Here is a 13,324-nt window from a genome sequence, read left to right on the forward strand (position 1 = left end):
CGCAAACCGTCACCATCACCATCACCGGCACCAACGACAGCCCGGTGATCACGACGGCGGTCGGCCAGGATGCCGGCACGGTTGTCGAGGCCGGCAATCTGGACAACGGCACGGTTGTCGCCGGGACGCCGTCGGCGTCCGGCACGCTGACCTCCTCGGATGTCGACCACGGCGCGACGGCGACCTGGAGCGGCGACGCGACGGGCACCTATGGCGCATTTGCGATCAACCCGACGACGGGCGCCTGGAGCTTTGCGCTCGATCAGGGTGCGGCCGATCATCTGGCCGAGGGCGAGAGCGACACGCAGTCGTTCACCGCCACGGTCACCGACGACAAGGGCGCGACGGCGACGCAGACCGTCACCATCACCATCACCGGCACCAACGACAGCCCGGTCGCCAACGCCGACACCGGAGCAGTGCTGGAAGATGCGACCCTCACTGTGTCTGCCGCGAATGGTGTGATCAGAGGCACCACGAGTGGATCGGTGGCCGACACAGACGTCGACAATGCCAACAACACGCTGGTGGTGTCCGGTGTGGTCGCGGGCGCCGGCGCCGTAACGCAGGGCGTGGGAGTCGGCGCCTCGCTCGCCGGCACCTACGGTCACCTGACGCTGAATACCGACGGCTCGTACAGCTACGTGGCGGACACCGCCAACAGCCTCGCTGCTGGGGTCACAGCGGTAGACACGTTCACCTACACCGACAAGGATCCATTCAATGCGGTGTCGAACACTACGACGCTGCAGATCACGGTGACCGGTACCAACGACGGCCCAACCGTCACCGCTGGCCCGCAGAGCGTACAGCTGGTGGAAGCCGGCGCTGGTACAGCGGGTACGGCTTCGGCCAGCATCGCGCTGACCAAGGGCGATGTGGACGCAGGCGACGCGGCTGTCTACGACGGCACGGCACTGACCACCAATGGCTGGGCGACCGGCAATGGCGGGGTGACCTACACCAAGACCGGCACCTACGGCACCGCCACACTGACCACCGGCACGGGCGTGGTGAGCTACGCTCTCGACAACGCTGACACCGACACCAATGGATTGGCACAGGGCGCCAGCGTCAGCGACAACTTCACTGTCTATGTCAAGGACGGCAGCACCGGCACCGCCAGCACCGCAGTGAACTTCGCCATCACCGGCACCAACGACGCGCCGGTCATTGATCTGAACGGCGTGGGCGCCGGCAATGACGCGACGGCTTCGTTCACCGAGCAGACGCCGCTGGTGATCGCGCCTTTGGCGACGGTGACGGACGTCGACTCGGCGAACCTGACGTCGTTGACGGCGACGCTCACGGCGCGACCCGATGGGAATGCAATCGAATCCCTGTCGCTCAACGCCAGCGCCACGGCGGCCGCAGCCGGACTGACGGTGCTCTACACCGCAAGCACCGGCATTCTGTCGATCACCGGCTCGGCTTCCCAGGCCACCTACCAGACGATCCTCGACGGGATCGTCTACAACAACACCAGCGACGCGCCGACGACCACGGCTCGGACCGTCACCGTCGTTGCGAGCGACGGCACCGACGGCAGTGTCTCGCACAGCGTCACGATCAGCGTCACGCCGGTCAACGACGCACCCGTAGCGGCCAACGACATCGGCTCGGCCACTGAGGCGGGCGGCACCGCCAACGGCACCGCAGGCACCAATGCGACCGGCAACGTTATCACCACTGGGCCGGGAGCCGACAGCGACGTCGACAACGCCACCGTCTCGCTGCTGGTTTCGGCGATCCGCACCGGCACCGAGGCCGGCTCGGGCACAAACGGCACGGTCGGCACCGGCCTGGCAGGCCAGTACGGCACGCTGACGCTCAATCCCGACGGCAGCTACAGCTATGCCGTCAACAACGGCAATGCCACCGTCCAGGCGCTCAATGCCGGCGGCACGCTGACCGACACCTTCACCTACACAGTCAAGGATCCGGGCAACCTCACCGACACAGCACAGCTCGTCGTCACCATCGACGGCGCCAACGACGCGCCGGTGAATGGTGTGCCAGCTGCACAGACGACCAACACGAATACGGCAAAGGTGTTCAGCACGGCGAACGGCAACGCCATCAGTGTTTCTGATGTGGACAATACCAGCCACACAGTGACGCTGGCCGCAACCAACGGGGCCATCACGCTCAATGGCACTTCTGGCCTGTCGTTCACAGTCGGCGACGGCACCTCTGACGGCACGATGACGTTCAGCGGCACGGATGCCGCCATCAATGCTGCACTGAACGGGCTGAGTTTCGCACCGACATCGGGCTTCAGCGGCTCGGCGTCCATCCAGGTCGCAACCAGCGACGCTGGAGCGCTAACCGACACGGACACGATTGCAATTTCCGTGAATTCCGTAAACAGCCCAAACCCGTTCACGCTGACGACGGGCACAGATACCGTTTTCTACACGTCCGGTACAAACAACGTAAATGGTACAGATGCCACTCTGAACAATGGCGACAAGATAACTGGCGGTTCAGGCAACGATACGTTGACCATATCCGACGGCAGCCTCGGGACTCATACATTTGGGGATGGCACGGGAAGTACTACGCTGCTCACGAACTTCGAATCGCTCGTGTTGATCGATTCCAACAACGGAAATCATACCGACACGTTCATCTTCGCGTCCACCTTTCAGAACAACGGTACGCTGACGATTGACGGATCCGGTATTACAGGAAACGGAGACCTTGTCGTCGACGCAAGCGCAGTCACGACCGGGGCCTTCAATATCACCGGCAGTTCCGGAAACGGCGGTGATGACACCCTGACCGGCGGATCCGGCAATGACACGATCAACGGCGGTGGAGGCAACGGAGACGACACCATTACGGGCGGCGGCGGTGCCGACACCGTAACGGGTGGCGGAGGTGCGGACACCTTTATCGTCAATTCCGGACAATCGGTGGCCATTGTTGGAGGTAGCGGCAATGCCGGTACGATCACAGGGTATGACGTGGTTACCGATTTTAGCTCGGCCGCGGACTTCCTCGATTTGCAAGGTACACCGGCAGCAGCGACAGGCACCAACGTTGATGGAAACAACACGACGCTGACCATTGGTGGTCAAACCATAAAGTCGCACACGATTTCGAACGGCATCATCACCTTTGATGATGCCAACAGCTTCAGTGCAGCGCTAAATCTGAGTGCCACCGACACGTCGCGAGTCGCCGCTGCAGTTCAGTATTTGCAAAACAACGATATCGGCGCTGCGGGCGCGACGGTGGCGTTCACCGCTACGATAAACGGAACGGCCCACACCTATGTTTACGAACAAGTTGGTGCCACCCCGAATTCGGCGAACGACATCCTTGTCGATCTCTCCGGCGTCACAGTGGCCAATCTTGCCACATTGATCACCAACACCCATGTCAAGCCCGCCGGCGTTGCCGGAGAGCCTATCAATCTGGCTCTAACGAACCCTTCGGGGGATGTCGCGAATGCTATCGTGGTCGTCGTCTCCGGCGTCCCTGTGGGCTGGAGCATCAGCGGGGGTACCGACAACGGCGACGGCACATGGACAGTTCAGAGCAACGATGTGCAATCGCTGACGGTCACCACGCCGGCCGAATTCAGCGGGGCGGCTCTGCTAGACGTCTCGATGACTTGGACGAATGCAGACGGCACGATCGGAACCAAGTTCGTCGCCGACAATGTCGAAGCCTATGCGTCGGGTTCGCCGATTTTTGCCTGGTCCGGCGACGACGTGCTGACCGGCTCGCATGGCAACGACCTGTTCGTCTTCTCGCAGCCGATTGGCAACGACACGGTGCACAGCTTCAACACGGCGGCCGACCATGTCGATCTCATCGGTTATGCCGGTTTTGCGAGCTTCGCCGACGTTCAGGCGCATATGGCGGACGACCCCAACGGCAATGCGGTGATCACGCTTGCGGACGGCCAGTCTGTCACGCTCGACGGGGTGCATTCGAGCGCGCTCACCGGAAGCAATTTCGTCTTCGACCAGACGCCGGTGATGAACAATGCCGGGACCATGTCGATCGGCGACGGCGCGCTGCTGCCACTGAGCGGCACAATCAACAATACCGGCCTTATCTCGCTCGAATCGGCCGGCAACGACACGTTGCTGCAGCTGATCCAGCACGGTATCACGCTGCAAGGTGGCGGACAGATCGTCCTGTCCGACAGCGATGCGAACGTGATCTCGGGCACGGCTGCCGATGTCACCTTGACCAATGTCGACAACACCATCTCCGGCGCTGGCCAACTCGGCGGCGGCCTGCTGGGTCTGAACAATCAGGGCACGATCATCGCCACCGGCACCCATGCACTGGTTATCGACACCGGCAGCAGCACCGTCGTCAACTCGGGAACGCTGGAGGCCACGGGGTCGGGTGGCCTGACGATCAACGGTGCCGTCGCCAATTCCGGATTGATCTGGGCCAATGGCGGCAATGTCGCGATAGGTGGTCAGGTTACCGGCGACGGCGATGCCATCATCGGAAACATGTCACAGCTGGAGTTTCACGCCGCCTCGTCCGCAGACGTCATTTTCGGTGTGGATGCAGCCGGCACGCTGCGGCTGGATGATTCATTTGATTTCAGCGGAAGCATCGCCGGCATCACCAATGACGATAAGGTAGACCTCGGAGATATCTGGTTCAGCACCGGAACATCCGCTGTCTATCAGGCAAACCAGGATGGAAGTGGAGGAACTTTGACTGTTTCGGACGGCACCCATGATGCCACGCTCCACATCATCGGCACTTACGATGCGGRSAGCTTCACCGTAGCAGACGATGGCGCTGGGCGGACAGTGGTTGGGTACAATCCGGCGGACGACTTCCACTTCGTCTGACGTTGAAGGCCGCWGGCCCAAWGTGAAGCGGGCGCCGGATCAATCCGGCGCCCGCTTCACATCTGAACTCCGATATCCAGGAGGCGGGGCGGTTATCTCTCCCGGAAGGCYCGCTGAAACGAATCCACCAAGGGCTTGGTCAGATAGGCCAGAAACGTTCGTTCACCAGTTGAGATGAATGTTTCKACCGGCATGCCTGGATAGATCTGCTCGGGCTTGACCTGCGGTGGGAGCTTGTCGGCCATTTTCAGCCGGACGGTGAAGTAAGGCAGTCCCGTGCTGGGTGTGATCAGCCGGTCCGCCGAAATGTAGAACACCTTTCCGGGCACTTTTGGCGTCGTACGCGCGTTGAGCGCCGTGAACATCATGTTTGCGTCCTGCCCCACCCGGATTGAGTCGATGTCTTCRGGCTTTATCCTGGCCTCGATGATGAGCTCGTTCGTGGTCGGCAGAAGCTCCATCACCACCTCCCCCGCTCGGATGACGCTGCCTTCGGAATTGTAGAGCGAGCGGACAATGATGCCGTCCACCGGGGCACGGATAGTTGTTCGGTCGAGGACCGATCGAGCAGCGTTGATTTGTTCCTCGAGGTCCGCGACCTGTGCCCGGGCTTTGTTCAGTTCCGTGACGGCATCCTCGACCCGGCTGGTTGTAAGCCGTTCAATCTGCTGACGCGCCTCGACGGTCTGGGTCGCCGAACTGGCAATCTGCGCTTCCAGAGATCCTGCCTGGCCGACCAGTTCGGCAGTGCTGCGCAGAAGATCGGTGTATTCGGAACGATTGGTGAGTCCTTTTTTCAGCAGGTCTTTTTTTCTTTCCGTCTCCTCGTTGACGATCGCAAGCTGATTTTCCGCTGCCTCCTTCTGAGCCTTTAACCCGACAACGGCGTCCTGAAGAGCTGCCACCCTTTGCTTCAGAATCCCCTGTTCCGCCCCATAACGCGCTAGCCGCGCCTGAAATTCCTTGTTTTGCTCTCCGAAGACACCGCTATATTCGGAGGCGCCTGAATACGCTCCGAGGTCACTGGACAATACAATTTTATCGAGGCCGTCCCGTTCTGCTTCGAGCCGAGAAATCTCGGCTTTTTGTGCAACCCACTGCTTGAGAACACGGTTGAGCTGGGACTGCGCCACCGTCGGATCGAGCACGATCAGGGCCTGGCCTCTTGAGACTCTGTCGCCCTCCCGGACCTTGATGCTCCCGACAACACCTCCTTCGAGGTGCTGGATCATCACATTCTGCCCTGCTGCTGCGACCACACCTGGCGCGATCGTCGCTCCAGCAATTGGTGCCATAGCCGCCCAGAATCCGAAGCCGAGCAAGAAAACCGCCACGCTTCCATACCCCATCAGCGTGATCCGATCTGTGCGGGTGTCGACGTTGCGTTGCCAGCGATACGTCTTGGCGTCCCTCTGAATGGGTTGGCTAGGAACCGTCATTCGCGACCTTTACCTCCACGCGAGCAGGTGACGGGAAAGGCACCACTCCTTCGTTATCATGCGACTGAGCGGCCGCGGCCGTCGCTGCTTGGCCCCGTCGCTCGGCAAGTCGCTCGAGCACGTCCTTGGTCAATCCGTAGATCTCGACCTGGCCATTGCGCAGCATGAGGATGCGATCGCATTTGGCTGCGAGCGAAGGCCGATGGGTTATGACGAGGACGGTCGTTTTTCGTGCACGCGCCTGGAGGATCGCCCGCTCAAGTGCGGCTTCGCCGTCGGTATCAAGATTTGCATTGGGCTCGTCTAGAACCAGTACCTTGGGATCGCCGTAAAACGCRCGCGCAAGTCCAATGCGCTGACGCTCGCCSCCCGAGAGTCGAACGCCGGTCGGGCCGATCACCGTCGAATATCCATCCCTTTGACCCAGGATGAGCTCATGCACTTGGGCYCGTTGGGCTGCTTGRATTAATTTCTCATCAAGCGCATCCGGYTCAAAACGCGCAATGTTCTGGCCGATGGTTCCAGGGAAGAGTTCCACATCCTGCGGAAGGTAGCCAATATGACGGCCGAGTTCCTCCGGATCCCAGTTTCGAATATCGCCGCCATCGATGCGGATTACCCCGGAACGCGGCTCAATGGCGCCGACTATGAGGCGCGCCAGCGTCGATTTTCCAGCCTGGCTTGGGCCGACGATCGCGACTGTCTCGCCAGCGGCGACTTCAAAGGTCAAGCGCTTTATCAGCGGCAGCGAGCTGTCGGCAGAACCCGGAAGATAGTAGACTATTTGATMTGCGCTCAACGCCCCTTCAGGCGTTGGCAAGGCAACATTTTCTTTTGGTCGTGGCCTCGATTGGACAGCTGAAAGYCGCTTCCAYGCAAGATTGGCGTCGATGACCTGCCGCCAACTTCCAATGATCTGATCAAGCGGCTGCAATGCGCGCGCCGAAATCATCGACGACGCAAAAATCATACCGGCGGTTATCTCGTTGTGGAGGACCAGATAAGCACCGACGCCCAATATCGCGATTTGCAGTACCGATCGTGTGGTGCGGGACACACCGCCGTAAAATGCGTTGGTGCGAGCGAGCCCATCGGAGGCGTGCAGGGAGCCGGCAAAACGGCTGCCCCAGAACTCTATCGCATTGGACACCATGCCGAGTGCGCGGACCGTTTCGAAGTTTCGCGCAAAGGCCTGCGCCGAATTCATTGCCGCGCCGAGACTCTCCGCCGCCTCCTTGCCAGGCTGCGAACTCGCGACCTGGTTCAGCACGGCGATGGAAACCATGAGAACCGCTCCAACGACCGTTACAAGGAAGAGCAACGGGTGGATGAAATAAAGCAGGCCCACGAAGATTGGCCCGAAAGGGAGGTCGAAGAGAAAGAAAATCGTTCGTGAGGCGATGAAACCTCGCAGGGTGGCTAAGTCCCGCAAGGCCTGGACATCGCCGAGTCCAGCACGGGGGCCACTCATTGCGGCGAGAAAAGACGACGTGCCCAAAGACACATCCAGTCGCGCGGCGAGTCGGCTTGCATACACGCCACGAACAACTTCGAGCACTCCGAAAAGCAAAAGCGACGTAAGCGCAAGCAAGGTTAGGTAGGTGAGAGTATCCAGGTTGGCGGCGGGCAAAACTCGATCATATACCTGCAGCATATAGAGAGGCAGAATTAACACGAGGGTGTTCATCACTGCGGAGAAGAGGCCCATTTCGACCACGCTCCTCGACAGCACCTTTCGGCTTGTAGAACTGGACATGCCCGAATTTGCCCCCCGGCGAACAGCACGCACATTAGACAATCTTTATATATCATGCGAGGTCGTCACGCTATCGGCTGCGATTCTTTCGATAGCCATAGTAAAGACCGCCAACACGAGCCGAGGCCCGATGTCATCCCCCCTTTTGCGGACAAGAGCCGCGGCTCGATCGCGAAGCGACAGCGAGCGGCTACTGGCGTGGTGCGGGTGCTGCTGCTGGGCGTGACACAGGACACCTCGCGCGACTTCGACGCGCGTAAAACCTAGAACCCTATGGCTCCGCCGCGCCGAATATATTAGACTGGCCTGATACACGTCCATCCGCGGGCGAGCGGCGCCCGGAGAGTTAGACGATGACGGTCTACAGGCGATTGTTGCTGCCGAGGGCCTTCCCGATCCGGGTCAGGCTTTTCGAAACCGGTTGGCTTCGGCTTGTCAGTCGGGCTCTGGTCGTTGCTTTCATTTCTTGGTTTGCCGTCGGTCCGGTGAAGGCCGGGCCGCTCAACGACGCTGCGCGGGAGGGCGATGCTGGCAAGGTCGCCGCGCTCCTGGCACAAGGCGTCGATGTGAATGATCGCAACGAGAGTCGCGAGACCCCGCTGATCGATGCGGCGCTTGCCGGCAAGACCGAGGTCGCGGTTGCGTTGATCGGGGCTAAGGCCGACATCGAAGCCCGTAACGATCGCGGCTTCACCGCGCTTCATGCGGCAGCCTACTCAGGAAGCTTGGACATTGCAAAATTGCTGCTCGAGCACGGGGCCGAGGTCGACGCGTTGAGCACGCACAAGATCACGCCGCTACATGTGGCAGCAGAAGAGAACCAATCGGCCATCGCGGAGCTGTTGATCTCGCGCGGCGCACAGGTCGAGGCAATCCAGGAATACGGGTACACGCCTCTCAGCCGCGCGACATTCTATCAGAGCACCGACGTGATGGCTTTGCTCAAGAAGCACGGCGCAAAATGCCAACCCAAGGAAACGATGGGGTCGTCGTACAAGGTGTGCATCGCCCTCGGCAACTGACATCGAGAAAGGTTACTGGAGGAGAAACATGACAGATAACTGTTCCAGAACGTTTGACGGTTTGCTTTGCACGGGAGTAGCCACCGCGTCCCTCTTGCTCTTCGGCGTTGGGGCATCCTTCGCGGGCGACGGGGTGAACACCGGATATTTCGGCAACGCCGCCATACAGGGCTACGATCCGGTGGCGTATTTCACCGACGGTCGTGCGACCATGGGTTCGCCGAAGATCTCGAAGAAGTGGCTCGGGGCGACGTGGTATTTCGCCAGCGTCCAACACCGCGATGCCTTCATTTCCGAGCCGGTGCGCTACGCCCCCCAGTTCGGCGGCTTCTGCACAGGGGGAATGTCAGCGAAGGAGGCATCTGCGAACCTTGACCCGGAAGCCTTCCGCATCGTCGATGGCAAGCTCTTCCTGTTCTCCGGAAAGGGGGGCCTGGAGGAAGACTTCGATGCCAACCCGGCGCCTGTCATTGCGAAAGCGGAAGCCGAATGGCCCGCAGTGGAGGCGAAGGAATTCGAGGCTAGAGCGGCCGCCAACTAGCTCCGGCGCGATGTCGTGAGCCCGCAAGTAGAATGGCGTCCGTCACGGAGACACTGAGAAATACCAGACTGTGACGGAGTCCGGCCAAGCGTACTCGTCCTGGGTATCGCCGCGTCCTTGTGGATTGCGATAGACCGGGGCGCAGAACTTGCGGCCGAGCAAGGTCGCGGTGGATTGCGTGCAGAAGAGGTCGCCGTCCACGCTGGACGTGCCGGTGATGATGCTGCTTTGCGAGCTCAGTGCGACATCCCCATTTGCACTCAGCTCCATGACGAACGCTGCGCCATTGTGTTGATGTCCTACCCATGTCCGATCGCCCGTTAGGGCTCGGATCGCGGCGGCGCCCAGGCGGTCCTCTTCCCGCCCGCGAAAATCGAAGCTCCGCTCGGGAATCCCCGCGGCGCGAAGGGCGCCCAGCCGGTGATCGAGGTCCACTTGCCGCCGATGGTGGGCGTAAACGACACGATAACCAGCGAGGTTCTGTTCGGGCATCTTTTTCAGGATTGCTGCGGCCGCATCGTGCGCCTCGGCCATGCGGCCAAGCCGCGCATTTGCCATGGCCAGCGTTTCGAGACCAAGGTCGGTGCGCTCTTCCGGCTGGACCTCGCTCAGCGCCTGCAAGGCCTTCTCGTACTGATGGTTCATGTAGAGCACGAAGCCGTAATAGTCGAAGACCTGGGCGCGCGGCTTGGGATCGAGCCGCAACACGCGTTCCATCGCTGCCAGCGCCTCCAGGTTCTGTCCTGCGTAGGTCAGCACGATCGCCTGATTGAGCTCCGCCTCCGCGCCGTTCGGGTCCAGCGCGACGGCTTTTTGGACCGACGCGATCGCCTGGTCCCATTCGCTATCCAGCATCTGTAGAATGCCGAGCACAGCATAGGCGCGCGAGGACAGCGGATTGAGCTCCAGCGCCCGCCCTGCCGCTTCGTAGGAGCGCTGGCGAGCGACGGCGCTGAGCATGAGCACCTGGTAGTCGAAGCCGAGCACGTCCACCGTGGCGCGGGCATAGCCCGAGTAAGCATCTGCAAACGTAGGATCGAGCTTGATTGCGTTTTGATAGAGGGAGAGAGCCTCCCCGAGAGATTTGTAGTCGATTGCATACACTTTCTGCTCGGCTCGGATATAGAAATCGTATGCTTCCAGATTTTGGGTCGGGAGGCGGGCGATTTGAGTTTTTTCGCCTGCTGTCAAACGTACCGAAAGCGCCTCAACGATTCGCTCGATCACTTCGTCCTGAAGGGCAAATAACTTGGAATAGTCCCGGTCGTAGCGCTCGGCCCAAATGTTACTTCCTGTTTTGGCGTCGATGAGCTGGACATTGATGCGGACCGAATCTCCCTCCCGGCGGACGCTCCCCTCTACCACGTAACGGACGTTCAACTGCTCCGCGATCTTGTCGAGATCGAGGGATTGATCCTTGAACGAGAACGAGGAGTTGCGGGCGATGACGAGCAGCCCCGAAATCTTCGAGAGGTCGGTGATGAGATCGTCTGCGAGCCCCTCAGCAAAATAGTCCTGGCCCGCCTTCTCGCCGAGATCGGTAAACGGCAACACGGCAATGGAAGGCTTGCCCGCCACCGAACCGGTCAGGTTGGAACCGTGGTCAGACAGGAGGGCAACCGCCTGCGGCCAAAAAAACATGCCAGCCATCAGCGCCAGAAAGAGCGCCGCAGCGGCGATACTCACAAGCCATCGCCGAGAGCGCGACTTCCTGGTTCCTCCGGTCTGTTCCAGCAGCACGCGATACGCACGGACCCGCTCTGGAATGTTCTTGAGGCGCTGTTCGCCGAGCGACTTGAAAGTCAGGCCGAGCTTGTTGTGGGCCTGGTCGTAGGCCGTTCCCGAGATGACGATGCCGCCCGGATCGCTCAGTCCTTCCAGGCGGGCTGCGATGTTGACGCCGTCGCCGTAGAAGTCGTCCTTGTCGGGGATCACGTCACCAAGGTTGATCCCGATGCGGAACACGATCTGGGTATCTTCGGGGACACCGAGGTTCTGCTGCGCGGTGACCCGTTGGATTTCAACGGCGCATGCTAAGGCATCGACGACGCTCTCGAACGCGACCAAAGCGCCGTCGCCCATGAGCTTGACGATGCGGCCATGGTAGCCCTCGATCGAGGGTTCGATGAATTCGCGCCGGAGCGCCTTGAGCCGCGAGAGTGTGCCCATCTCGTCCAGCCCCATCAGCCGGCTGTACCCCACCACGTCGGCCGCGAGGATAGCAACCAGCTTCCGTTCGAGATGTTGTACCTGTTCCACAGCGCATGACTATAGGGAAAGCCTTATGGCAAGACCATATGCCGGAGGTTAGCCAGGGCGGTGGCTATCGACCTGACTAGCGTCACAAACGTATTGGGCGCTTGTTCGCTTGCGCATCACCGGGTATCCAATTAACTGAAACCGAAGAGGACTTGGTTGCCTCTGCAGGTGAAAAGTGCTGACCTTCCCAGGGTTCTATCTCGCGTCGTGCCTGCTCGCGCTTGTCGCGCTCGTCGCCGTTCTCGAGCTCGGCCTGCTTCCGGCACTGCTTTCGGGCCTTCTCGTGTTCAACCTCGTTCATTTCGCCGCACCGATGCTCCATCGAATCGGGGTCTCCAGCAGCCTGACGAAAAGCCTTGCGCTGACCTTGGTGGCATTGATTTTCGTGCTCCTGATAGCCGCTGCGATCTTTAGCGGCGTGTCGCAATTGACTGGCGGTTCGGAGAACGTCGTGACACTCCTCAAGAAGATGGCCGAGATTATCGATACCGCGCGCGTCCATCTCCCAACTTGGGCGATGGACTATTTTCCGTCGAACATCGAGGAACTGGAAGTCTTCGCTGCCCGATGGCTCCGCGAGCATGCCGGCCAGCTTCAACTCGTCGGTCGGGATTTCGGCGTCCTGGTGGTCCACATTATCGTCGGCATGGTGATCGGCGGCTTGATCGCGGTAAGCTCGGCGGCGCCATCGGGCGAGCGCGGCCCATTGGCGGACGCGCTGGCGGATCGTGTCAACTTACTGAGCAAGGCCTTTCGCAACATCGTGTTCTCGCAAATCCGGATTTCGGCGTTGAATACGTTTCTAACTTCGATCTATCTCGTCGCTGTTCTGCCGTCCTTCGGCATCGATCTGCCATTCATCAGGACGATGATAGCGCTGACATTCGTCGCCGGCCTTCTGCCGGTCATCGGCAATCTGATCTCCAATACGGTGATCGTGGTTGTCAGCCTCAGCATCTCCTTCCTTGCAGCGCTAGGCTCGCTTGCCTTTCTCGTCGTCATTCACAAGCTCGAATACTTCGCAAACGCCAAGATTATCGGTTCGCGGATCAATGCGCGTGCCTGGGAGCTTCTTCTGGCGATGGTTTTCATGGAGGCATGGTTCGGTATGCCGGGTCTTGTCGCTGCGCCGATCTATTATGCCTATCTGAAGGCTGAACTGACGATGCACGGGCTGATCTAGGGTTACAGCAGCTGGCGATTTGGTGACGCAAGCATGCCGTGCGCGAAGACAGAGCTTGAGCTTGAACCACGATTGCCGTTCCATAGATTATGTTCTGCGACTTCAGCGACCGGCTAAAGCGCCAGAAGCAGCCAATCTGATGCGACTTCGCACATGATGGCAGTTCGCCGAAAGCGGAATGGCGGGCTCTGGGCGTCCGAAGGACGACAGCGGACGTTCTGCCTAGTCAGACCAAGGTCTGGAGCTGATCTCAAGGCCGCATATGCAATAAAGAAGAATCGAGCGACAA

The 13,324-nt window shown here is 60.3% G+C and carries 7 protein-coding genes; 4 read left to right on the forward strand and 3 right to left on the reverse strand.

Annotated elements, in window-relative coordinates; genetic code table 11:
- Positions 1-14 precede the first annotated feature (14 nt).
- A complete protein-coding gene (locus AC1D08_RS32100) occupies positions 15-4,835 on the forward strand; it encodes a beta strand repeat-containing protein (protein ID WP_477425044.1) in 4,821 nt (1,606 codons plus the stop codon).
- 92 nt (positions 4,836-4,927) lie between these two features.
- Here AC1D08_RS32100 and AC1D08_RS32105 read toward each other — a convergent pair whose 3' ends face one another.
- Positions 4,928-6,274: an HlyD family type I secretion periplasmic adaptor subunit gene (locus AC1D08_RS32105; protein WP_477425015.1), complete on the reverse strand. Its 1,347-nt coding sequence runs from the start codon at positions 6,272-6,274 to the stop codon at positions 4,928-4,930.
- Entirely contained in the window at positions 6,261-8,030 is a 1,770-nt protein-coding gene (locus tag AC1D08_RS32110) for a type I secretion system permease/ATPase (protein WP_477425016.1), read from the reverse strand. The genes AC1D08_RS32105 and AC1D08_RS32110 overlap by 14 nt, the downstream gene beginning before the upstream one ends.
- Positions 8,031-8,383: 353 nt before the next feature.
- Between AC1D08_RS32110 and AC1D08_RS32115 the strand changes: the two genes are divergently transcribed.
- The gene (locus AC1D08_RS32115) at positions 8,384-9,052 is read left to right on the forward strand and encodes an ankyrin repeat domain-containing protein (RefSeq protein WP_477228941.1); all 669 of its coding nucleotides are present in this window, start codon (positions 8,384-8,386) and stop codon (positions 9,050-9,052) included.
- A gap of 28 nt (positions 9,053-9,080) precedes the next feature.
- Complete coding sequence (locus tag AC1D08_RS32120; protein WP_457154845.1) at positions 9,081-9,593, forward strand: YHS domain-containing (seleno)protein; 513 nt, start codon at positions 9,081-9,083, stop codon at positions 9,591-9,593.
- Between the two features lie 42 nt (positions 9,594-9,635).
- Here the strand turns inward: AC1D08_RS32120 and AC1D08_RS32125 are convergent, their stop codons facing one another.
- Positions 9,636-11,852: an adenylate/guanylate cyclase domain-containing protein gene (locus AC1D08_RS32125; RefSeq protein WP_477425018.1), complete on the reverse strand. Its 2,217-nt coding sequence runs from the start codon at positions 11,850-11,852 to the stop codon at positions 9,636-9,638.
- Between the two features lie 175 nt (positions 11,853-12,027).
- Here AC1D08_RS32125 and AC1D08_RS32130 point away from each other — a divergent pair, with 175 nt between their 5' ends.
- The gene (locus AC1D08_RS32130) at positions 12,028-13,035 is read left to right on the forward strand and encodes an AI-2E family transporter (RefSeq protein WP_477425020.1); all 1,008 of its coding nucleotides are present in this window, start codon (positions 12,028-12,030) and stop codon (positions 13,033-13,035) included.
- Positions 13,036-13,324 lie beyond the last annotated feature (289 nt).

The organism is Mesorhizobium sp. P2_E6 (assembly GCF_056403835.1).

What these genes read in the sequence shown, in the direction of transcription:
- AC1D08_RS32115 (WP_477228941.1), top strand. Translation starts at nt 8,384, where the DNA reads ATGACGGTCTACAGGCGATTGTTGCTGCCGAGGGCCTTCCCGATCCGG.
- AC1D08_RS32120 (WP_457154845.1), top strand. Translation starts at nt 9,081, where the DNA reads ATGACAGATAACTGTTCCAGAACGTTTGACGGTTTGCTTTGCACGGGA.